Raw genomic sequence first — 20,978 nt, 5'->3', positions numbered from 1 at the left:
AAGGGGATAGCCGAGCCCACTGCTGCAGTGCAAGCGTGGGCGTTGTCGCCGGCTGACGGGTCAAAGTGCCGAAACCGCCTCGGGGCCCCCGTTCTGCTCCAGGGCAGGCGCACTACGGAAGCGCTCGAGCAGGCCGTCCAAGACGTCTTTGGTGGCCGGCGGCAAAATGCGCGTGCGCGTGCCAAGATCATCCGTTTCGCCCGTCGCACCATCCGTCGCGGCGACCACTGTTTCATCGCGCTCGGGCAGGGGGTTCTCGATCCCGGGAATTGGCTTCAGCTCGATGTTGCGATGCGCATAGGCCATGAAGCGTTGCCAGACCATGGCCGGCAGGGAGCCTCCGGTCATGCGGTTGGTGGGATGGTAGTCGTCATTGCCGAGCCAGACGGCGGCAACATAGTTGCCGGTGTAGCCGACATACCAGCCATCGCGGTAGGACTGGGTGGTGCCGGTCTTGCCGGCCGAGCGCGCCAGGGGAAGGGCAGCCCGCCGTCCGGTTCCCCGTTCGGGAACCTGGACCAGAATGCTGTTCATGGCCGAGACCGCCTGCTCGCTGAGCACGCGGTGCGGGGCAGGGGTGTCGCGCGCGCCATCGTAGACGACCTTTCCCGAGTGGGTGAGAAGCTGTCGGATACCATGGCGCATACCCGCAAACCCGCCATTGGCGAAGACGCTGTACGCGGTTACCTGGTCCATGACGGTCATACCGGAGGTGCCGAGCACCATGGTCTTGTGGCCATTGAGTTCCGTTTCCACCCCCATCGCCTTCGTAAGCTTCTGGATCGGCTCGATGCCGAGATGATCGCGTGCAAGGCGCACCGGTACGGTGTTGTAGGAATGGATGAGCGCGGTGGCGAGGTCCACCCGGCCGGCATAGCGGCGTGTATAGTTTTGCGGCGACCAGTTGCCCCAGGAGATCGGCCCGTCGGAGATGACCGAACCCGGCTCGAAGCCCGCCTCCATCGCCGTGGCATAAACATAGGGCTTGAAGGAGGAGCCGGGCTGCCGCACGGCCCGGGTGGCGCGGTTGAACTGGCTCTGGCCATAATCGCGCCCGCCAACGAGGGCGCGCACGGCGCCATTGGTCTCCAAAACCACCGCAGCGCCCTGGCTGACGTCATAGTCCTCGCCATACTGGCGCAGATGGTATTCGAGCGATTCCTCGACGGCGTGCTGCAGGTCGGGATCGAAGGTCGTGCGCGCGACGAGCGAGTGGGTGGCGCCATCGGGCGCGATCTCCTTGACCTGCTCGAAGGCCCAGTCGAGGAAATAGTCCGGACTGTCGTGCTTGCCCCGGTCCACCGCACTGGCGGGGTTGAGCCGGGCCGAAAGGACCTGCCCCTCCGTCATGAAGCCGGACTGGACCAGATTGGACAGAACCTCGTTGGCGCGGGCGCGGGCGGCCGGCAGGTTGATGTGCGGTGCATAGCGCGCCGGCGCCTTGAAGAGACCGGCGATCATGGCCGCCTCGGCAAGGTCCAGGTCCTTCACCTCCTTGTCGAAGTAGAAATCGGCCGCGGCGGCGATGCCGAACGTGCCGCCGCCGAGATAGGCGCGGTCGAGATAGAACTGGAGAATCTCCCTCTTCGACAGGTTGGCTTCCAGCCAGATTGCCAGGAACGCTTCCTTGATCTTGCGCTCCATCGTGCGCTCGTTGGTCAGGAAAAGATTCTTGGCCAGCTGCTGGGTGATGGTGGAGCCGCCCTGGACGATGGTGTTGGCACGCACATTCTCGCTCATGGCGCGCAGGAGGCCGAAAAAATCGATGCCGAAATGCTCGTAAAACCGCCGGTCTTCCGTGGCCAGAACCGCCTTGACCACGTGGTCGGGCATCTCGCCGACGGGCACGGAATCGCGTTGAATAATGCCGCGCTGGCCGATCTCGTTTCCGTAGCGGTCGAGGAAGGTGACGGCATAGTCGTCCTGGACGCGCCAGTCGCCGGCGGTCTCCTCGAAGGCGGGCATGGCCAGCGCCAGCATGATGACGGCACCGGCAGCAATCAGGGTCACACCTTCGCTGAAGAACTCCACCACCGCGCGCTGCGGGCCGTAGACACGAAAGCGGCGGAAGAAGATCGTGATGTTTTCCCAGGTCTCGGACAGTTTGAAGCCGGCTTCATAGAGCGTGGAGTCGATCCAAGCATCGACTTCGAGGAGCCTCGTCGCCCTCGGTACCCGCCCCTTGTCCGACCTTCGCCCGTTTTCCATCTGTCGGCCGCCCAGCCTCTTCCCTTAGCCTTGCCCTTACATCTGTCGCGGAAACCGGTCGCGGCAAGAGCGCAAGGAAATGTCCCTCCTTGGAAAGGATTAGCACATTTGCGACACCGCAGGAGGAGGATTCCGACGGAGAGGAAGGGAGAACGCAAAATGGGTAAAGACGTGTCACAGAACGGCAACGTGTGGTGTTTTCGCGGAGGTGGTTTTTGCTGCTTTGTTGCGTCGGATGTATATAATTAGGAAAAAAGTCCTAATTATATACTTGACGTACTAGCCGCGATTTGCGATAAGTGGGCCAAGGAGTTACGGCCATGTTCGATCTGACCAACGAGATTTACACTGACGCCAACAAGGCCCGCGAGCATTTGGAGACAATCCATTGGCCGAACGGTCCTGTGTGCCCGCATTGCGGTAACGTCGATCCTGCTCGCATTTCGAAGATGCAGGGCAAATCAACCCGCCCCGGCGTCTACAAGTGCAACGAATGCCGCAAGCCGTTCTCCGTCACGGTCGGCACTGTCTTTGAGCGTTCCCATATTCATTTGAACAAGTGGGTTCTGGCTTCGCATCTCATGGCCGCTTCGAAAAAGGGCATGAGCGCTCACCAGCTTCACCGCATGCTTGGTGTCACCTACAAGACAGCATGGTTCATGGCGCATCGCATTCGTGAGGCCATGAAAGAAGACAACGGCACGTCCGGCCCGCTTGGCGGCGAAGGCAAGACCGTTGAAGCCGATGAGATGTACATCGGCAAGCGCGAGACGCCCCGTAAGCTGGCCCGTGGCCGCATCGCCAAGCCCACCAAATCAGGCAAGGCAGGCGGCGCACAGAAGCGCATCGTTGTTGGCCTTGTCGAGCGTGGCGGCAAGTCCCGCATGTTCCACCTGAACGACGCCACGAAAGAGACCGTGCGTGACGTACTGGTGCGCAATGCTGACCGCAAGTCTACGCTCTACACAGACGAAAGCCGCCTCTACACCCGCACCGGCGAAGAATATGCCGATCACAAGACCACCAAGCATTCCGCTGGTGAGTATGTCCGCTACGAGGATGGCGCGGTTATCCACTCCAACACGATTGAAAGCGTGTTTTCAGTGTTCAAGCGCGGCATGGTCGGCGTCTACCAGCATTGCGGCGAAGCCCATCTTCACCGCTACCTTGCCGAGTTCGACTTCCGTTATAACCGCCGTGCTGCGCTCAAGATCAGCGATGCAGAACGCGCCGAAGACCTGCTTCGTGGCGCACGCTACAAGCGCCTCACCTATCGGCGGATTGGTGAAGCCCGTTACGCCTAAGCAGAAGGCGCGCCGACTCCTCTGGTTGCGAAAAAAGCGTGGGGACAACTCCTGATTCCTGTGTACGGAACGGGAACACCCTTGTTTCCACGGTGCTGACTCCCCTCAAATGGAAAACGGCGGTGATTCGTGGTCACCGCCGTTATCGTCAACCAAGCCATATGGGGGCTCGGCCTTGAAGAACAATCACCAAACTAATTCTATAGGTGATTCCGTCAAGCCTTCCTGTGGCCTCATACAGGAAACTTCGACATGACATCCTACCTTCTCGCTTACGACCTGCGAAACGAGTCAGGTTCACACGACTATGAACCGCTGTGGGAAGAACTAAAGCGCTTCGGCGCTCAGCGCACCCAATACTCGCTGTGGCTAGTCGCCACTGACGCGAAGGCAAAGCCGCTTCACGACCATTTCAAGCAATACCTCGACAAGGACGATCGGCTTTGGGTCAACGAAGTGGTCAAAAACAAATACTACAGCACCGCGATCAAAGGAACGAACGCGTGGCTGGATGAGAATCCCCCGGTTCGCTAGACCTCAGTCTGGCCCCGTAGGAAACTTCATCAATCTTGACAGAGACGCGAAGCGCCTTAGCGACGAGATCGATTATCCTCTTTTTCATCCTCGGCGTCCTTTCGCTTCTCGCCCTTCCCGGTCTTCGGATCGGGAGGGGTTTTCAACAGGCGGCGCAATACCTCGTCGCCCTTCTTCTGGTCTTTGTCTTTGGGTTCTATAGGCATGAGCGAATACCCGTCATTCCAACCTGACCCGTTCAGTGATCGTGCGCTTCTATTGGTCGGCCAGATCATAACGCGATGGTCACGACTCGACCAATGGGTTTGGAGCGAGATTGCCAATCTCCAGATGAAGGTGAGGGCGCGATACTCCAGAATTCCGAGCTACTTTCCTGGAGAGGAACGGCCCCAAAAGCCCTTTTATGAAGTAGGCAATTACCACCCACCAGCCGGCGCAAAACCTCACATCCGCGCTCGTCATTGTAGGAGATTGGTTTACCACTTAGTTGGCAACGATCCTTCGCATTCTCAGTTTAGCACCCTCTTGGGTGAGTTCATGCATCTATATGACATTAGATGTGATCTAGCGCATGCCGAAATGGACTTCGATGCCACTCAGCAGATGGTCATCCTGCGGAGCAATGAATGGAGAGAGGCATGGCATCTCGAAAACCAGAAACGACTCGATGATATAAGAGCCCTAGATACCCCTCTTTTCACAGAAGCCCTTAAAAAGCACCGTGAATGGCGCGCGAAAACCAGAAAGCAAGCGAGCGGAGAAAAGGAGTATCACATAGCGGATTTGGAATCCGTCGCTAAGCGACTTGAGACCCTTTGGTGGGATCTCCGTCGCGCTTCTGCCTCTCTTCCATGGAGAGAGGGCGGCCCTCTCGAACCAATTGACCCACCAAATCCGCGAGGTAGACGCAAGCGTCCTCTTCGGTGAGAACCAGTTCATCGAAACGCTCGTCGCCCGTTTCCCTCTCCTGAGACCACGGTTTTAGATAGCGGAGTATTACCTCCGCTATCTTCGCCTCAAGATCTTCATCGCCGGCCTGTCGCGAATCATTTTGCATTTTGCACCTAGTACGTCAAGTATATAATTAGGAAAAAAGTCCTTGACGCCGTGACGGTGGTTTGGTAGGGTTCAGGCATCGTCGGAAAAGTGGGTTCAGCGGCGGCGCGGTGTTTAGCGGTGCTGTTTCGTCCCTTCCGGCATGGAGATTTGCGAGCGCTGCGGCTTTCGGGCCCAGCGCTTTTTTGTTGGCTGGATGGGAGAGGCGGATTGCCGGAATCGGCTGCAGGTGTGCTTACGGCGGTGCGGGCGCTCTATGAAGGGGTGCCGGCGAGCCTGGATCTTCTGGCGCGGATCTCGGGGCGGACGGAGGCCTATCTCGAAAGGCGGGCGCGGGAGGAAGGATGGCGTGCGCCGGAAGAATTTTCCCTTTCCGATCCCGAGGCACTGGAAAGGCGGCTTATGGCGCTGTCGGACCGGCTGGTGGGTGATCTGGAGGCGGCAAGCGCCGAGGGGCGGGCCGCAGGGACTTACGACAAGGCGCGCATCGACGCGCTGTCGGCCATGCTGAGGATGGTCGAAAAGCTCGGTGAAATGACCCGCGTTCCCGAGCGTGCTGCAGAAAAGAAGAAGAAGAACGATGCAGAACTGGCCGCCGCACTTGCCCTCATCGATGCCCGCATCGTGGAGCTTGCTTGTGAACTCGCAGCAAGCCTGGGCGGCGGCGAACCTCAAGGGGAGGCTGGCGCTCCAGATTCCCGATGAATGGTTCGGCCATGCGCGCGTGCCGCAATACCCGGTGGGGGCGCGGCTTCGCGATACCTGGCTGGTGATGGGCGGGCGCGGATGCGGCAAGACGCGGCTTGGCGCGGAGTGGGTCAACGCGCTCGTGCGGGGCCTGCCCCCTTTCGCGGAGCAGAGATACAAGCGGATCGCGCTGGTCGGCGAGACGCTGGCCGACGTGCGCGAGGTGATGATCGAGGGACCGTCTGGGCTCCTGGCCGTCTCGCGCGGCGACCGGCCGCGCTACGAGCCGAGCCGGCGGCGGCTCGTGTGGGACGACGGCGCGGTGGCGCAGGTGTTTTCGTCGGAGGACCCGGACAGTTTGCGCGGGCCGCAATTCGAGGCCGCCTGGTGTGACGAGGTGGCGAAATGGAAGCATGCGGAAGCCTGTTTCGACATGCTGCAGTTCGGCCTGCGGCTGGGGCCGCGGCCGATGCAGCTCCTGACCACGACGCCGAAGCCGGTGCCGTTGATCCGCCGGCTCGTGGGAAGCGGCGAGGTGACCCTGACGCGGATGCGCACGGCCGACAACGCCGCCAATCTTTCGGCGCGCTTCATCAAGGCCGTGGAACGGAATTATGCGGGTACGCGGCTGAAGGGACGCTGGCGTGACGGCGACCTGCACCTTTCCTGGATACGGCGTGGACGCATCGGCGCCGACAACTGGATGGCCGGGGATATACCGCTGGGTGAGGCGCAGGAGCTTTATCGCGTGGAGGTCGCTCCGCAGGATGGGGCGGCGCTGCGGACGGTCGATCGCACGAACCGGGAATGGACCTACGGAGCGACGACGATGCAAGCCGATTTCGGGGGAGTGCCGCCGGCGATCGACGTCACGATCAGGCAGGTCAGCGCCACAGTCGGTGCGGGTATAGCGCTGCGGCGCACGATCCGCACGGAGATATGGAATAGGCCAAAAAGGAGACTGCAATGAATGCAATGAAACCCTGGTATCTGTCCCGCACCATCTGGGCCTCCCTGGTGACCGTGGCCACCGCGGTGGGAGGCTTGTTGGGTTTTCCCGTGGAGGAACGGGACGGCGAGGCGGTTTCCGAAATGATACTGCAGGCGGTCACAGCGATCTCCGGCCTGATGGCGATTGTCGGTCGCGTCACAGCGGATAGCCGAATCGGCTGACGGAACGGTCCGCATGCGCAAGTCGTGGCGTGTGCGGACCGCACACCGTTCATCCCACATTCAGAAGTCATACGTTAGATCAGCGACATGAAATCGAACCGCCGCACATCCCTTTGGCTTGCCTTGCTCGTATGGGGCTCGGCTGCGTCGGTTTCCACGGCATACGGCCAGAATTGGCCCGAAAAGCCGATTTTGCTCGCCCAGAGCGATGCAGACTGCTATGCCATCGGCCAGCGTATCGCGGCCGAGAACGGTGGGACGCTGGCGAAGGCTTCGACCGAATCAAGCGGCGGCCAGACCGTCTGCAGGATCGTGGTGTTGGTCCCGGGGCAGGGCGGAGAGCGGCCGCGGCGCCGGGAGTTCACCGTTCCGTTGCAATAGCCGGATTCGGCACACGGTTGTTCATCCAAAGGTGTCTCTTAAAAGCGTAGCGGTTTCATGCGGATACTCGTTATCGAAGATGATCTCGATCTCAACCGGCAGATCAGCGCCGCTCTGCAGGATGCAGGCTATGTCGTAGACAAGGCGTTCGACGGGGAGGAAGGCCATTTTCTGGGTGATACGGAGCCCTATGATGCCGTGGTGCTCGATGTCGGCCTGCCGCGGATGGACGGAATCAGCATTCTGGAACGCTGGCGCCGGGACGGCAGGACGATGCCGGTTTTGATCCTGACCGCGCGCGATCGCTGGAGCGACAAGGTTTCCGGCATAGATGCAGGCGCCGACGACTACGTGACGAAACCGTTTCACATGGAGGAGGTCCTGGCCCGCTTGCGCGCGCTCATTCGCCGGGCCACCGGTCATGCCTCCTCGGAACTTTACTGCGGCCCGTTGAGAGTGGATACCCGCGCCTCCAAGGCCGACATCAACGGTGTCCCCCTGAAGCTGACATCGCACGAGTACCGGATGCTGGCCTATCTGATGCACCACAAGGGTTCGGTTATCTCGCGCACCGAACTTGTCGAACATCTCTATGACCAGGATTTTGACCGGGATTCCAACACGATAGAGGTCTTTGTCGGTCGTTTGCGCAAGAAGCTGGGCTCCGACTTGATCGAGACCGTGCGCGGCATGGGCTACCGCATGCGCGAGCCAAGTGAATGAGCAGGCCGGGCGGGTGCGCACGCGGCTGAACTCGTCTCTAGCGCGCCTCCGGCGCATGCCTCGAATGCTGACGTTCCGCGTCGTTGCGTTCTCCACCATCTGGGCCGTCATTGCACTCGTGGTGATCGCCACGGTCATCTCGACGCTCTTCAGGCAAGTCAGCAACCGCGGCTTCGAAGAGGTTCTGTCGGCACATCTTTTCAACCTGATCGCGTCGGTAAGCGCCTCGGACGCGGGCAGACTCGAGGGAAGTCCCAATCTGGGTGACCTGCGTTTCTCCGAACCGGAGTCCGGCTGGTATTGGGCTGTCGAACCGGCATCGGATTCCCTGCATAATCCCCTGCGTTCGGCCTCTTTGACGCGCACGATCTCTTCTCCCTCCACCGCCGCCGTGCCGTTCAACCGGGAGTATCAGCGCACCTATCTGGCGCGGGGCCCCGGGGGGGAGACGATCCAGGTTCTCGAAGCGGAGATCGTGCTCGGGGAGGACGAGCGCATCGCCCGGTTTCGGGTCATGGGCAACCACAGCGAACTGGAAGATGAGATCGCAAATTTCACGCGGCGGCTCTTTACGTATCTGGCGCTATTCGGACTTGGCACGGTAGCCATCAACGCGTTCGCGATCCTGCTCGCGCTGAGGCCGCTGCGGAGCATACGGCTGGCGCTGGCCGATATCCGCGCCGGCACCGCCGAACGCCTTTCCGGCCCGTTTCCCGGCGAGATCGTGCCGCTGGCGGAAGAGACGAATGCTCTGATCGAAAGCAACCGCCGTATCATCGAGCGCTCGCGTAAGCAGGTGGGCAATCTCGCCCACTCCCTGAAAACGCCACTTGCCGTGTTGATGAACGAGGGCCGGGCGATGGAGGGGCAGCGCGGTGCATTGATTTCCGCCCAGGCTTCGGCAATGCGGCAGCAGATCGACTATTATCTTCAACGCGCGCGTGCTGCAGCCCAGCGTAATTCCCTCGCTTTGCGCAGCCCCGTCAACGAGACCCTGGAGCGCATGGCGCGGGTCGCCGGAAAGCTCAATCCCGAAAAGCGGCTGGAGCTTCGCCTGCCACCGGAGAATGTAGTCTTCGCAGGCGAGCGGGAGGATCTCGAGGAGATGACGGGCAATCTCCTGGAGAATGCGATGAAATGGGCCGAAAGCCGAGTCGCGCTGATCCTGGAGGCGCCGCCTGAAGATACGGTGGACCGCCGCAGCTTTGCTATCCTCATAGAGGACGACGGGCCGGGGATCCCGGAGGACCAGGCCCGGCAGGCCTTGCAACGCGGTCGCAGGTTGGACGAGAGCAAGCCCGGAAGCGGGCTGGGGCTGGCCATTGTCGCCGATCTGGTGGAGGAGTATGGGGGGACACTGAAGCTGGACCGTTCCGCGCTCGGCGGTCTCAAGGTGGAAGTGAAACTCGTGAGCGCGTAACTTGGCGCATGCACGTGCTTCGGATTTGAACAAAGTTCCGTCAAACATGCTCTATAGGAGGCGGCGCCTTTGCAAACGTACGATTGAGCGGGTGGACAGCAATGAAATCTAGAATGGCTGCCGGTGTTGCGATCCTCGCCCTTTCTGGCTGCGCTGCGAACCTCGGTGAAACCTATCAAGGGGGGCTCACGCAGCCGGTGGAAACGAAGGGCGTAGATCCGGTAGGGGGGCTTGTCGGCGGATCCCTGGTGGCGATCAGCGGCGCCGAATTGACGCGCGGCGAGCGTCTGGCGGCCATCAACGCCGAGTATCGTGCGCTTGAATCGACTCCGGCCGGAGAGCCCGTCGCCTGGGGCGACGAAGGGACCGGCCATGGTGGTACGGTGACGGCGGCCCAACCCTATCGGGTGGGGTCGCAGGATTGCCGGCCCTACACCCATGTGGTGCGCGCGGGAGGGGCCGCTCGTTCGGTGCGCGGTACCGCTTGCCGCAACGCAGACGGAAGCTGGACTCTGCTGAACTGATGCGATGCCAGGCGTTATGCCAAAAGGCCGCATACTTCGGGAGTTGGCAGCGTCCGGTATGACGGATAATTGAAGGCATGCTGTTCTGGGTTCTTGCCGCGCTTCTGACGCTCGCTGCCTCACTGGCGGTGATGTATCCCTTCTTGCGCGGCCGCCGGAAGGTGGCATCGGGCGCGCAGCATGATCTGAGCGTCTATCGCGATCAACTCGCCGAACTCGAGCAGGAGATGCGCCGCGGCCTGATCAGCAAAGAGGACGCGACCGAGGCACGTGCCGAGATCGGCCGCCGGATTCTGCGCCTGGAGCAGGAAGACAGCCCCGGCAGCTGGACCGCTTCCGGCCGCACGGCGCGGGCGGTCGCCACAGTGGCGGTGTTGGTCGTGCCCGTGCTGAGCTGGAGCCTCTATGCTCTGACAGGCTCGCCCGGCATGCCGGCGTCGCCGCTCGAGCAGCGCCTGGCCGGGGATCCTGCGCAGGCCACCGTCGAGGAGCTGATCGCGCGCGCCGAAGCCTTTCTGGCCAGCAACCCCGACGATGTTCGCGGCTGGGAAACGCTTGCCCCCATCTATGCGCGTCTCGGCCGTTATTCCGATGCGGTGGATGCGTATCGCAAGACGATCGAACTTAGCGGAGCGAGCGCTGCCCGCGAGGCCGCACTCGGCGAGGCGCTGGTCGGTCAGGCGGGCGGTATCGTTACGGCTGACGCCGAAGCGGCTTTTGCCCGTGCATTGTCGCTGGACGGGGCCAATCCGCGTGCCCGCTTCTTCATGGCGATGGCCCGCGCCCAGGAGGGAAATGCCGCTGATGCGCGCAGCATGTGGAATGCGCTTGCCGCGGACCTGCCGGAGGAGTCCCCGTGGCGGCAGGCGGCACACCGCGCCGTTGCCGGTCTTTCGGCAGGCCCGCGGGAGGATGATCAGCCAGGACAAAAAGACCCTACGCAGGAGGATCTTGCGGCGGCAGATCAGATGTCTCCTCAGGCACGCCAGGAGATGATCGAAGGAATGGTGTCCAGTCTGGATGCGCGGCTGCGGGAGGATCCGTCGGATACTGACGCTTGGCGGCGGCTGTTGCGTTCCTATGTGGTTTTGGGCAGGCAGGAAGAGGCGGCAGATGCCCTGCAGCGGGCCGTAGCCGCCCTTGATGGGCAAAGCGCCGAAGCCACTGCGCTGATAGACTATGCCGAGACACTCGGCATTTCACGAAGCGAGTAGGTGGGATGTGACGCGGAAACAGAAGCGATTATCGGTGATCGGTATGGGAATGGCATTCCTGGCCCTGGCGGCCGGTCTGACATTCTATGCGCTGGGCCAGCAGACCTCCTATTTCTACATGCCGTCGGATCTGCTTTCCCAATCGGCCGTCGCCGGTGAGCGTATCCGCCTCGGCGGATTGGTGGAGGAAGGGTCCATTGTCCGAGGGGAGGGTACGCGCGTGCGCTTTTCCGTCACCGATCACGGAAATTCGGTTCCGGTCGTCTATGATGGCATCCTGCCAGACTTGTTCCGGGAAGAGCAGGGCGTGGTGACGGAAGGGGTTATCGGTGCCGATGGGACTTTCCTGGCCGACACCGTGCTCGCCAAGCACGACGAGACCTATATGCCGCGCGAGGTGGCCGACAGCCTGAAGGAACGCGGCGTTTGGCAGGAGGAGTAGGGGTGCAGGATGAGCGTTGAACTTGGCCATTTTGCCCTCGTTTTGGCACTGGCGCTCGCGCTGGTGCAGTTTTGCGTGCCGTTTGTCGGAGCGCGGATCGGTAGTGCGCGGCTGATGCATGTGGGCGGACCGGTCGCGATCACCGGCTTTGCGTTCCTCGCCATTTCCTTCGCCGCGCTCGTTCTCGCCTATGTTCAGTCGGACTTTTCCGTCGCCAACGTCTGGGAGAATTCGCACTCGGCCAAGCCGCTCCTCTTCAAGATCACCGGCACCTGGGGCAACCATGAAGGCTCGATGCTTCTGTGGGTCCTCATTCTGTCGCTGTTCGGTGCGCTGGTGGCCGCTTTCGGCCGCAACCTGCCGCCGAGCCTGAAGGCGAATGTTCTGGCGGTGCAGGGGCTCGTGGCCGCCGCTTTCCTGTTGTTCATCCTGTTCACCTCCAATCCGTTCGCAAGGTTGCAGCCGGCACCGATCGAGGGGCGCGACCTCAACCCCATCCTCCAGGATGTCGGTCTGGCGATCCACCCGCCCTTGCTTTACCTCGGCTATGTCGGCTTCTCCATTTCCTTCTCCTTCGCGATTGCCGCCCTGATCGAGGGGCGTATCGACGCGGCCTGGGCGCGCTGGGTGCGGCCGTGGACGCTGGCCGCCTGGGCCTTTCTGACCGGCGGCATCGCAGTCGGCTCCTACTGGGCCTATTACGAACTCGGCTGGGGCGGTTTCTGGTTCTGGGACCCGGTTGAGAACGCGTCTTTCCTGCCGTGGCTTACCGGGACGGCACTGCTCCATTCCGCGCTCGTGATGGAAAAGCGCTCGGCGCTGAAAATCTGGACGGTGCTGCTTTCCATCCTCACTTTTTCGCTGTCGCTGCTGGGAACCTTCCTGGTGCGTTCCGGCGTGCTGACGTCGGTCCACACCTTTGCCTCCGACCCGACCCGGGGTGTGTTCATTCTGGCCATCCTGGTTTTCTTCATCGGTGGGGCGCTGGCACTTTTCGCACTGCGCGCGGCGGCGCTCGCGCCCGGCGGTCTGTTTGCGCCGATCTCTCGGGAGGGGGCGCTGGTCCTCAACAACCTTCTGCTCACCACCGCCGCGGCAACGGTTCTGGTGGGAACGCTCTATCCGCTCGTCGTCGAGGCAATAACGGGGGAGAAGATCTCGGTCGGCGCCCCCTTCTTCAACCTCACCTTCGTGCCGCTCTTCCTGCCGCTGCTCGTCGCCGTCCCCTTCGGGCCGGTCCTGGCGTGGAAGAGGGGCGACCTGCTTGCGGCCGCCCAGCGCCTGCACCTCGCATTTGCCATGGCGGTGCTCGGCGCATTTTTCGCCTATTTCCTCGTCGACCGGGCCACCGCCCTTGCCGCGGCGGGGATCGGCATCGGCCTGTGGCTCGTCTTCGGAGCGCTTACCGACCTGGCGCTCAAGGCGGGGGCGGGCAAGGCGCCGATCGCAACGAGCCTGCGGAGGTTCAAGGGGTTGCCGCTTTCCGTCTTCGGAAGCGCGCTTGCCCATGCCGGGCTGGGCCTCACCACCCTCGGCGTTGTCTGCGTTACGGCGCTGGAGACGGAGCGCATCTTGACCATGCAGCCCGGCCAGTCGACCGAGATCAGCGGCTTTACGCTGCAGTTTGAAGGCATGCGGCCCTTCACCGGCCCTAACTATACGGAAGAGCGGGGGCGGTTCCTCTTGTCCGAAACGGACGGCCGACGACTGGGGGAGATCGTTTCCTCCAAGCGGGTCTACACCGCGCGCGGCACGCCGACCACGGAAGCCGGGATCCGGACGATGGGCCTGAGCCAGCTTTACGTCTCGCTCGGGGATCCCACCGTCGACGGCGGCCGGGTCGTCCGCATCTGGTGGAAGCCCATGGTGACGCTCATCTGGCTCGGTGCCCTGGTCATGGTCGCCGGAGGAAGCCTGTCGCTGATGGACCGCCGATTGCGCGTAGGCGCGCCGGCCGGCCGCAAGGCTGCGCTGGCAGGTGCTGAAGGACAGCGCGGATGATGCGTGCTGCTTTCCTGTCGCTCCTGTTGGCGCTCGCCGTTCCGGCGCATGCGGTGCAGCCCGACGAGATGCTGGGCGATCCCGCCCTCGAGCAGCGCGCGCGCGAAATCTCCGCGGAATTGCGCTGCATGGTCTGTCAGAACCAGTCCATCGACGATTCCGACGCCGAACTGGCCCGTGACCTGCGCGTCCTCGTGCGCGAACGCATCCGTGCCGGTGATACGGATGCGGAGGTGCTCGACTACGTGGTGTCCCGCTATGGGGAGTTCGTGCTTCTGAAGCCCCGCTTCAGTCTGCGCAACGCGCTGCTTTGGGCAACGCCCGTCCTCGTGCTCCTGGGAGGCGGGATGCTCCTCCTTGTGAGCTTGCGCCGGAGAGGTGGCCGCACCGCCGCCCTGTCGGCGGAAGAGGAAAAGACGCTCGAGAAAATACTCAACGAGCGCAACTAAGCCGCTCCAACGGCTGCGAAGATTACCAAAGTTTCATTCGGAGGAAATGGCATCGTAAGGTGGTAGCGCTTATGTGTCGCCTGGAAGACGCAGAGATGCGCTCACGCAATCTACGATGACTGTGAATGGCAAGAGGAGCAAATTCCGCCATGAACTCTGAAAAAACCACGTCCAAAGTGCGTTCCCGGCTCGTCGCCGCGGTCGCCTCGCTGGCGGTGGCCGGCGCCATCGGCGCCGGTGCGGTTGGTGTCGGGTCGCTGCCCGTCCTGGCTGATCCGGTCGAGCTTCAAAAGCCGGTGCAGGCGCCCAGCTTCGCCGACGTCGTGGAGGCGGTGTCCCCGGCGGTGGTGAGCGTTCGCGTCAGCGGCAAGACGCCGCCGCAAAGCGAAATGGCCGGAAGCCCCTTTTTCGATATGCCGGGCTTTGAGAATCTTCCCGACGATCATCCCCTGAGGCGCTTCTTCGATCAATTCGGCCATCGCGGGGAAGGGCGCTCCGGACCGCCGCGTCCGCCGCGTGAGCGCCCCATGGCCCAGGGATCAGGCTTCTTCATTTCTGAGGACGGCTATCTGGTGACGAACAATCACGTGATCCAGGGTGGCGACGACTATGTCGTGGTCCTCGACGACGGCACCGAGCTTTCCGCGGATTTGGTCGGCACTGATCCACGGACCGACCTGGCGGTGCTCAAGGTCGATGCCGACCGGGACTTCACCTATGTCGATTTCGCCGATGACGACAATGTTCGGGTCGGTGATTGGGTGGTCGCCGTCGGCAATCCGTTCGGTCTTGGCGGAACGGTTACGGCCGGCATCGTTTCGGCGCGCAGCCGTGTCATCAATGCCGGTCCCTACGACGATTTCCTGCAGATCGACGCGGCGGTGAACCGTGGCAACTCCGGCGGTCCGACCTTTGACCTTTCCGGCAAGGTCGTCGGCGTCAACACCGCGATCTTCTCGCCTTCCGGCGGCAATGTCGGCATCGCCTTTGCGATCCCCGCCAACCTCGCCAAATCCGTCGTGACGGACCTGATCGATGACGGCACGATCGAACGCGGCTGGCTTGGCGTGCAGATCAGGGAACTGACACCGGAGATGGCAGACGCGGTCGGTCTGGAAAAGAGCCAGGGCGTGTTCATCGAGAACGCCAATGAAGGCGAACCGGCTGCCGAATCGGGCATGCGGGCAGGGGACGTCGTCATCGCCATTGACGGCGAGAATGTCGCCTCGCCGCGTGAGCTTGCACGCAACATCGGCAACCGTGACCCGGGCGAGAGCGTGCAAGTCACCGTGTGGCGCAACGGCCAACCCGAAAACATCGATGTGAAGCTCGGCGAAATGCCGGACGAGCAACAGACCGCCGTGGCGCCGGGCGCTCCGGCGCCGGCGACGCCCACCGATTTCGGCTTTTCGGTGACACCGGCGGAGGATGGCGGCGGGCTCGTCATCACCGATGTGGATCCGGGCAGCGCAGCGGCGGAGACCGGCCTCATGCCGGGTGACATCATCCGGTCGGTCAATTCGCAGCCGGTGGAGTCGCTGGATGACCTGCGCGCCGCGGTCGACGCGGCGTCGGAGGCCGGCCGTGGCGCGGTTCTGGTGCAGATCGAGCGCGAAGGCGCCAACAGCTTCGCTGCACTGCCCATCGGCTGACCTGGAAGTGCGGCTCGCCTTTGGCGGGGGCGGGCGGGCCGCTTCCCGCGCCGCCGCCAAAGCGCGCTTTTCGCGGCGGCGCGGGTTTCTGTCCAGCGCCCCGCGATCCGGGTATATGTACCGACATGAAGATTCTGGTGATCGAAGACGACCACGAGGCCGCGAGCTTTCTGAAAAAGGCGTTTTCGGAAGCTGGCCACATCGCGGATGTGGCTCCCGACGGTGAAACCGGCTTCGCGCTGGCCGACGGCGGCAGCTACGATGTCTTCGTCATCGACCGCATGCTGCCGCGTCGCGACGGACTGTCGATCATCGCCGAGCTGCGCTCCAAGGGCAATGCCACGCCGGCGCTCATCCTCTCCGCCCTGGGCGAGGTGGACGACCGGGTGACCGGCCTGCGCGCCGGCGGGGACGACTACCTGACCAAGCCCTATGCCTTCTCCGAACTGCTCGCCCGCGTCGAGGTTCTGAAACGCCGCGGCGGTGCCAAGGACGTGGAAACCGTCTATCGGGTGGGCGACCTGGAGCTCGACCGCCTGTCCCACACTGTGCGGCGCGACGGCCAGGAGATCGTCCTGCAGCCGCGCGAGTTTCGCCTGCTCGAATACCTCATGCGCCATGCCGGCCAGGTGGTGACCCGCACCATGCTCCTGGAGAATGTGTGGGACTATCACTTCGATCCGCAGACCAACGTCATCGACGTGCATATCTCGCGCCTGCGCGGCAAAATCGAGAAGGGCTTCGACAAACCCGTCCTGCATACGGTTCGTGGCGCGGGCTACATGCTCCGGGCCGACTGATGCCTGCCATGCCGGCCATCATGAAGACGACCGCGGCGCGACTTTCCGCACTCTATCTTCTGCTGTTCACCGTTTGCGCGGTGGTTCTTGTCTTCTACGTGACCTCGCTGTCGGTGCGCATGCTGACCGCGCAGACGCGCGAGGCGATCGTCGAAGAGGTGAACGGGCTTTCCCGGGCATACCGGCGCGGCGGGCTGCCGACACTGATCCGCGTGATGGACCTGCGCTCGCGGCAGCCGAGTGCCAATCTCTATCTGATCACGAACCCCAACGGCCTTATCCTGTCCGGCAATGTCGAGGCGATAGAACCCGGCGTGCTCGATTCGGTAGGCTGGACGAGCCGGCCCTTCGCCTACCGCCGCTACGGCGAAGCCCAGGAGGACGGCGGGAAGTTGCGGCATACTGCCGTGGCCCAGGTGATCCGGCTGCCCAACGACATGATCCTGCTTGTCGGCCGGGATCTGGGCGAGCCGGAGAAATTCCGCCTCGTCGTCCGCAGGGCCCTGATGGCGGCCCTTGGCATGATGGGGCTCGGGGCGATTCTGATCTGGTACTTTATCGGCCGCACCGCCCTCAAGCGCATCGACAGCGTCTCCGAAGCCAGCGCCCAGATCATGGGCGGCGACCTGACCCGGAGGCTGCCCGTTTCCAGCGCCGGGGACGAGTTCGACCGCCTGTCGGAAAATCTCAACGCAATGCTCGACCGTATCGCCGCTCTCAACGAGGGCCTGAAGCAGGTCTCCGACAACATCGCCCACGATCTCAAGACGCCGCTGACGCGCCTGCGCAACCGCGCCGAAGCCGCCCTGAACAGCACCGGCGGTGATGCCCCCTGCCGCGAGGCACTGGAACAGACGATCGCCGAATCGGATCAGCTCATCCGCACTTTCAACGCGATCTTGATGATCTCGCGCCTGGAAGCCGGCTACTCGGCCGAAACGACGACCAGCGTCGATCTTGCAGCTATCGTTGCCGACGTCGTTGACCTGTACGAGCCGGCGGCGGAGGAAATGGGCGTCACACTTGGCGCCGACGCGCCTCAGCCGGTACACATCGACGGGAATCGCGAGCTGATCGGGCAAGCGCTTTCGAACATCGTCGACAACGCCATCAAATATTCCGCGGGTGCTGCTAAGGAGCCGGCGGTTTCGGTTTCCCTGGTTCGGGAGGGCAATTTCGCGCACCTGACGGTCCGTGACAACGGCCCCGGCATTCCCGATGCGGACCGCGAGCGGGTGACCGAGCGGTTCGTCAGGCTCGAGGCAAGCCGTACGCAGCCGGGTTCGGGTCTGGGCCTGAGCCTGGCCAAGGCCGTCATGACCTTCCACGGCGGCCGCCTGGAAATTTTCGGCAGCGGGCAGGGGCTATCGGTTGCGATGGTCTTTCCGACAGGCAAGAATGGGTGAATGTCTGGAGACGTCGCACAGGAAAGCCGAGACGGGTCGGCATGGTTCGGCAAACCGGTGCGCCGGCTCAGCCCGCTCGATGCCGAGCACGCGCGTGAAGAACGCGAATCTCTTGCCGAGACCGCGCACGCGGAAGAGTGTCCACGCCTTGCCGGCCTGTTGACTTCGGACAGCCCGCTGGCGGATTTCCTCGGCACGGCATTCACGCTGTCGCCTTATCTGCGCGATTGCGCCCGCTGGGCGCCGCAAAGCCTCGAGGCGCTCTTCGACGAACCCGTGGAGGTACGGCTTGCGCGGCTGAACGATGCGGTTCAGGCGGCGCCGTTCGCCGAGGACGCCACCGAGGCGAGCGTGATGGCGGCACTGCGCCGGCTGAAACGCGAAGCGCATTTCCTCGTTGGGCTGTGTGATCTTTCCGGTGCCGTAGACGCGGAGACGACCGTCAAACGGCTCAGCGCGCTTGCCGATTCGTGCCTCTGCGCGGCCGTCGATTTTCTCCTGCGCGACGCACACCGTCAGGGCAAGCTGCGCCTGCCGGACCCGGACGATCCCGCCCCCGGGTCGGGATGGGTCCTGCTCGCCATGGGTAAGCTGGGCGCGCTGGAGCTCAACTACTCCTCCGACATCGACCTCATCGCCCTCGTCGATCCCGAGGCACCGGCCATCCCCGACCCGCTCGAGGCGGCGGATCTTTTCGTTCGTCTGACGCGCAGGCTGGTGCGCATCCTGCAGGACCGTACCGCTGACGGCTACGTCTTTCGCACCGACTTGCGGCTGCGGCCCGATCCCGGTGCGACCCCGCTGGCGATCCCGGTGGAAGCCGCGCTCAACTACTATGAAAGCCGCGGCCAGAACTGGGAGCGGGCGGCCATGATCAAGGCGCGCCCGGTGGCCGGCGACGTGAAGGCGGGCGAAGCCTTCCTGCGCGAACTGCAGCCCTATGTCTGGCGCAAATATCTCGACTATGCCGCCATTGCCGACGTCCATTCCATCAAGCGGCAGATCCACGCCCACAAGGGGCACGGCGACGTGGCGGTGCTGGGGCACAACGTCAAACTCGGGCGCGGCGGGATTCGCGAGATCGAGTTGTTCGTCCAGACCCAGCAGCTGATCGCCGGCGGGCGCTTTCCGGAACTGCGCAGCCGGACGACCGTCGACACGCTGCGCAAATTGGCCGAACGCGGTTGGATTTCCGAGGAGGCGTGCGAGGGGCTGGCGAAACAGTACTGGTTCCTGCGCGACGTTGAGCACGCGTTGCAGATAGTCGCGGACGAGCAGACGCATACGCTCCCCGAGGACCCCGACGGGCTCCGGCGCATCGCTCTTTTGCTCGGCTATGCCGACGGCGAAGCCTTCGCCGAGGCCTTCCGCAAGGCGCTTGTCATGGTGGAGGGGCACTATGCGGCGCTCTTCGAGACCGCCCCGCAGCTTTCGCGCGGTGTCGGGAACCTGGTCTTCACCGGAGATGTCGACGATCCCGGCACGCTGCAAACCCTATCCGAGCTCGGCTTCGCGCGCCCGAGCGACATCTGCAGGGTCATTCGCGGCTGGCATTTCGGCCGCTACCGGGTGACCCAGTCGGCCGAGGCACGCGAGCGGCTGACGGAGCTCACCCCGGCCTTGCTGGAGTCCTTCGGCGGCACGCGCCGCGCGGATGAGGCCTTGCTCCGCTTCGACCAGTTCCTGTCCGGCCTGCCGGCGGGAATTCAGCTCTTTTCGCTGCTGCAGTCCAACCCGCGCCTGTTGCAGATGCTGGCCACGATCATGGGGGCTGCGCCGCGCCTGGCCGATATCGTCACACGTCGGCCACATGTCTTCGACGGCCTTCTCGACCCGGCTCTGCTGTCGGAGCTGCCCGATCGCGCCTATCTCGCCGAGCGACTCGAGACCTTTCTGAAGGCGGCCCGAATATACGAGGAGGTGCTCGACCGCCTGCGCATCTTCGCGGCGGAGCAGAAGTTCCTCATCGGTATCCGCCTTCTGACGGGCAGCATCGACGGCCCGCGCGCCGGCAAGGCGTTTTCCGATCTTGCGGACCTGACCATCGGCGCCGCGTTCGACGCCGTTCAGGAGGAGTTTGCCCAGACCCACGGGCGCGTTCGCGGCGGCCGGGCGGTCATCCTCGGCATGGGCAAGCTCGGCAGCCGGGAACTGACGGCCGGCTCCGACGTGGACCTGATCCTGCTCTACGACCATGCGCCGGACGCCGAGGAGTCTGACGGCCCCAGGGCGCTGGCACCGTCCCACTACTACGCCCGGCTGACCCAGCGCCTCATATCGGCCGTGTCCGCCCCGACCGCCGAGGGGGTGCTCTACGAACTTGATCTCAGGCTGCGCCCCTCCGGCAACAAGGGGCCGGTGGCGACGAACATCGCCGCCTTCCACAACTATCAGCGCAAGGATGCCTGGACCTGGGAGCACATGGCGTTGACGCGGGCGCGGCCGGTCGCCGGCGATCCCGGACTTTGCGAACAAGTGCGCGCGGAAGTGGAGGAAATCGTGGCGCTGCCGCGTGATCCCGGCAAGATTGCGCGCGACGCCGTGGAGATGCGTGAACTTCTGGAAAAGGAGAAGCCGCCCCGCGATGCCTGGGATCTCAAGCTCGTCCCCGGCGGTGTCATCGATCTGGAGTTCATCGCCCAGTTTGCGGTGCTTGCCGGACAATGCGTACTGGAACCGCGCCCCACCGGCACCGCCGACGTGCTTTCCAATCTTGCGCCAAGCTTCGCTGACGAGCAGGCAAGCGCAGAGCTTGCCGCAGCGCACCAGCTTTACACGTCACTGACGCAGAACATCCGCCTTTGCCTTACCGGACCGTTCGAGCCCGACAATGTGCCGCCCGGCTTGGCGGACATTCTCCTGCGTAGCGTGGACCTGCCGGACCTGGGAGTTCTGGAAGCGGATCTGAAGGAGACGGCGAAGCGGGTGCGGGGACATTTCGAGCGGCTTTTGCAAAGGGGCCGTGACTAGCTAAGTCTCCGGTGACGAGGTCACCGTGCCGAAC

At 63.4% G+C, this 20,978-nt stretch carries 18 protein-coding genes; 17 read left to right on the top strand and 1 reads right to left on the bottom strand.

Annotated elements, in window-relative coordinates; translation table 11 throughout:
- Positions 1 to 60: 60 nt before the first annotated feature.
- Positions 61 to 2,208, bottom strand: coding sequence for a PBP1A family penicillin-binding protein (locus SIN08_RS13995; RefSeq protein ID WP_322452215.1), 2,148 nt, complete (start codon positions 2,206 to 2,208; stop codon positions 61 to 63).
- A 320-nt stretch (positions 2,209 to 2,528) separates the two neighbouring features.
- On the opposite strand from SIN08_RS13995, the gene SIN08_RS13990 reads away from it, so the two are divergent.
- The 17 genes from SIN08_RS13990 to SIN08_RS13910 all read left to right on the top strand — a co-directional run bounded on the left by SIN08_RS13990 (position 2,529) and on the right by SIN08_RS13910 (position 20,944).
- A complete protein-coding gene (locus SIN08_RS13990; protein ID WP_322452214.1) occupies positions 2,529 to 3,512 on the top strand; it encodes an IS1595 family transposase in 984 nt (327 codons plus the stop codon).
- A 252-nt stretch (positions 3,513 to 3,764) separates the two neighbouring features.
- Positions 3,765 to 4,046 (top strand): CRISPR-associated protein Cas2, encoded by a 282-nt coding sequence (locus tag SIN08_RS13985; protein ID WP_322452212.1) that lies wholly within the window; start codon positions 3,765 to 3,767, stop codon positions 4,044 to 4,046.
- 1,266 nt (positions 4,047 to 5,312) lie between these two features.
- Complete coding sequence (locus SIN08_RS13980; protein WP_322452211.1) at positions 5,313 to 5,807, top strand: hypothetical protein; 495 nt, start codon at positions 5,313 to 5,315, stop codon at positions 5,805 to 5,807.
- Entirely contained in the window at positions 5,740 to 6,759 is a 1,020-nt protein-coding gene (locus SIN08_RS13975; protein WP_416208073.1) for a terminase large subunit domain-containing protein, read from the top strand. The genes SIN08_RS13980 and SIN08_RS13975 overlap by 68 nt, the downstream gene beginning before the upstream one ends.
- Positions 6,756 to 6,962 carry a hypothetical protein gene (locus tag SIN08_RS13970; RefSeq protein ID WP_322452210.1) on the top strand — a complete coding sequence of 69 codons (207 nt, stop codon included), beginning with the start codon at positions 6,756 to 6,758 and terminating at the stop codon, positions 6,960 to 6,962. Before SIN08_RS13975 ends, SIN08_RS13970 begins: the two co-directional genes overlap by 4 nt.
- Before the next feature lie 87 nt (positions 6,963 to 7,049).
- The gene (locus SIN08_RS13965) at positions 7,050 to 7,343 is read left to right on the top strand and encodes a hypothetical protein (RefSeq protein WP_416208072.1); all 294 of its coding nucleotides are present in this window, start codon (positions 7,050 to 7,052) and stop codon (positions 7,341 to 7,343) included.
- A 57-nt stretch (positions 7,344 to 7,400) separates the two neighbouring features.
- Positions 7,401 to 8,066, top strand: coding sequence for a response regulator transcription factor (locus SIN08_RS13960; protein ID WP_322452209.1), 666 nt, complete (start codon positions 7,401 to 7,403; stop codon positions 8,064 to 8,066).
- Between the two features lie 64 nt (positions 8,067 to 8,130).
- A complete protein-coding gene (locus SIN08_RS13955; protein ID WP_322452208.1) occupies positions 8,131 to 9,486 on the top strand; it encodes an ATP-binding protein in 1,356 nt (451 codons plus the stop codon).
- A 113-nt stretch (positions 9,487 to 9,599) separates the two neighbouring features.
- Entirely contained in the window at positions 9,600 to 10,010 is a 411-nt protein-coding gene (locus tag SIN08_RS13950; RefSeq protein ID WP_322452207.1) for an RT0821/Lpp0805 family surface protein, read from the top strand.
- A 77-nt stretch (positions 10,011 to 10,087) separates the two neighbouring features.
- Positions 10,088 to 11,224 (top strand): c-type cytochrome biogenesis protein CcmI, encoded by a 1,137-nt coding sequence (ccmI, locus tag SIN08_RS13945; RefSeq protein ID WP_322452206.1) that lies wholly within the window; start codon positions 10,088 to 10,090, stop codon positions 11,222 to 11,224.
- 7 nt (positions 11,225 to 11,231) lie between these two features.
- Positions 11,232 to 11,666 (top strand): cytochrome c maturation protein CcmE, encoded by a 435-nt coding sequence (ccmE, locus tag SIN08_RS13940; RefSeq protein ID WP_322452205.1) that lies wholly within the window; start codon positions 11,232 to 11,234, stop codon positions 11,664 to 11,666.
- A 9-nt stretch (positions 11,667 to 11,675) separates the two neighbouring features.
- A complete protein-coding gene (locus SIN08_RS13935) occupies positions 11,676 to 13,667 on the top strand; it encodes a heme lyase CcmF/NrfE family subunit (RefSeq protein WP_322452204.1) in 1,992 nt (663 codons plus the stop codon).
- Positions 13,664 to 14,116, top strand: a complete 453-nt coding sequence (locus SIN08_RS13930) for a cytochrome c-type biogenesis protein (RefSeq protein ID WP_322452203.1) — start codon at positions 13,664 to 13,666, stop codon at positions 14,114 to 14,116. The genes SIN08_RS13935 and SIN08_RS13930 overlap by 4 nt, the downstream gene beginning before the upstream one ends.
- A 149-nt stretch (positions 14,117 to 14,265) precedes the next feature.
- Complete coding sequence (locus SIN08_RS13925) at positions 14,266 to 15,768, top strand: Do family serine endopeptidase (RefSeq protein WP_322452202.1); 1,503 nt, start codon at positions 14,266 to 14,268, stop codon at positions 15,766 to 15,768.
- A 125-nt stretch (positions 15,769 to 15,893) separates the two neighbouring features.
- Positions 15,894 to 16,568, top strand: a complete 675-nt coding sequence (locus SIN08_RS13920; RefSeq protein WP_322452201.1) for a response regulator transcription factor — start codon at positions 15,894 to 15,896, stop codon at positions 16,566 to 16,568.
- Positions 16,565 to 17,974 (top strand): sensor histidine kinase, encoded by a 1,410-nt coding sequence (locus SIN08_RS13915; protein ID WP_416208076.1) that lies wholly within the window; start codon positions 16,565 to 16,567, stop codon positions 17,972 to 17,974. Before SIN08_RS13920 ends, SIN08_RS13915 begins: the two co-directional genes overlap by 4 nt.
- Positions 17,975 to 20,944 (top strand): bifunctional [glutamine synthetase] adenylyltransferase/[glutamine synthetase]-adenylyl-L-tyrosine phosphorylase, encoded by a 2,970-nt coding sequence (locus SIN08_RS13910; protein WP_322452199.1) that lies wholly within the window; start codon positions 17,975 to 17,977, stop codon positions 20,942 to 20,944. It abuts the gene before it with no gap.
- The last annotated feature ends 34 nt before the right edge of the window (positions 20,945 to 20,978 follow it).

It is taken from the genome of Chelativorans sp. M5D2P16 (genome assembly GCF_034427935.1).
Lineage (GTDB): Bacteria > Pseudomonadota > Alphaproteobacteria > Rhizobiales > Rhizobiaceae > Chelativorans.
The sequence above is the reverse complement of the archived record's forward strand: the minus strand, read 5'-3'. Positions and strand labels throughout refer to the sequence as shown.

Excerpts from the sequence above, each read along its gene's own strand:
- SIN08_RS13995 (WP_322452215.1), bottom strand. The coding sequence starts at position 2,208 with ATGGAAAACGGGCGAAGGTCGGACAAGGGGCGGGTACCGAGGGCGACG.
- SIN08_RS13925 (WP_322452202.1), top strand. The coding sequence starts at position 14,266 with ATGAACTCTGAAAAAACCACGTCCAAAGTGCGTTCCCGGCTCGTCGCC.
- SIN08_RS13985 (WP_322452212.1), top strand. The coding sequence starts at position 3,765 with ATGACATCCTACCTTCTCGCTTACGACCTGCGAAACGAGTCAGGTTCA.
- SIN08_RS13965 (WP_416208072.1), top strand. The coding sequence starts at position 7,050 with ATGAAATCGAACCGCCGCACATCCCTTTGGCTTGCCTTGCTCGTATGG.
- ccmI (WP_322452206.1), top strand. The coding sequence starts at position 10,088 with ATGCTGTTCTGGGTTCTTGCCGCGCTTCTGACGCTCGCTGCCTCACTG.
- SIN08_RS13990 (WP_322452214.1), top strand. The coding sequence starts at position 2,529 with ATGTTCGATCTGACCAACGAGATTTACACTGACGCCAACAAGGCCCGC.
- SIN08_RS13910 (WP_322452199.1), top strand. The coding sequence starts at position 17,975 with ATGTCTGGAGACGTCGCACAGGAAAGCCGAGACGGGTCGGCATGGTTC.
- SIN08_RS13920 (WP_322452201.1), top strand. The coding sequence starts at position 15,894 with ATGAAGATTCTGGTGATCGAAGACGACCACGAGGCCGCGAGCTTTCTG.
- SIN08_RS13970 (WP_322452210.1), top strand. The coding sequence starts at position 6,756 with ATGAATGCAATGAAACCCTGGTATCTGTCCCGCACCATCTGGGCCTCC.
- SIN08_RS13955 (WP_322452208.1), top strand. The coding sequence starts at position 8,131 with ATGCTGACGTTCCGCGTCGTTGCGTTCTCCACCATCTGGGCCGTCATT.
- SIN08_RS13935 (WP_322452204.1), top strand. The coding sequence starts at position 11,676 with ATGAGCGTTGAACTTGGCCATTTTGCCCTCGTTTTGGCACTGGCGCTC.
- SIN08_RS13930 (WP_322452203.1), top strand. The coding sequence starts at position 13,664 with ATGATGCGTGCTGCTTTCCTGTCGCTCCTGTTGGCGCTCGCCGTTCCG.
- SIN08_RS13950 (WP_322452207.1), top strand. The coding sequence starts at position 9,600 with ATGGCTGCCGGTGTTGCGATCCTCGCCCTTTCTGGCTGCGCTGCGAAC.
- SIN08_RS13960 (WP_322452209.1), top strand. The coding sequence starts at position 7,401 with ATGCGGATACTCGTTATCGAAGATGATCTCGATCTCAACCGGCAGATC.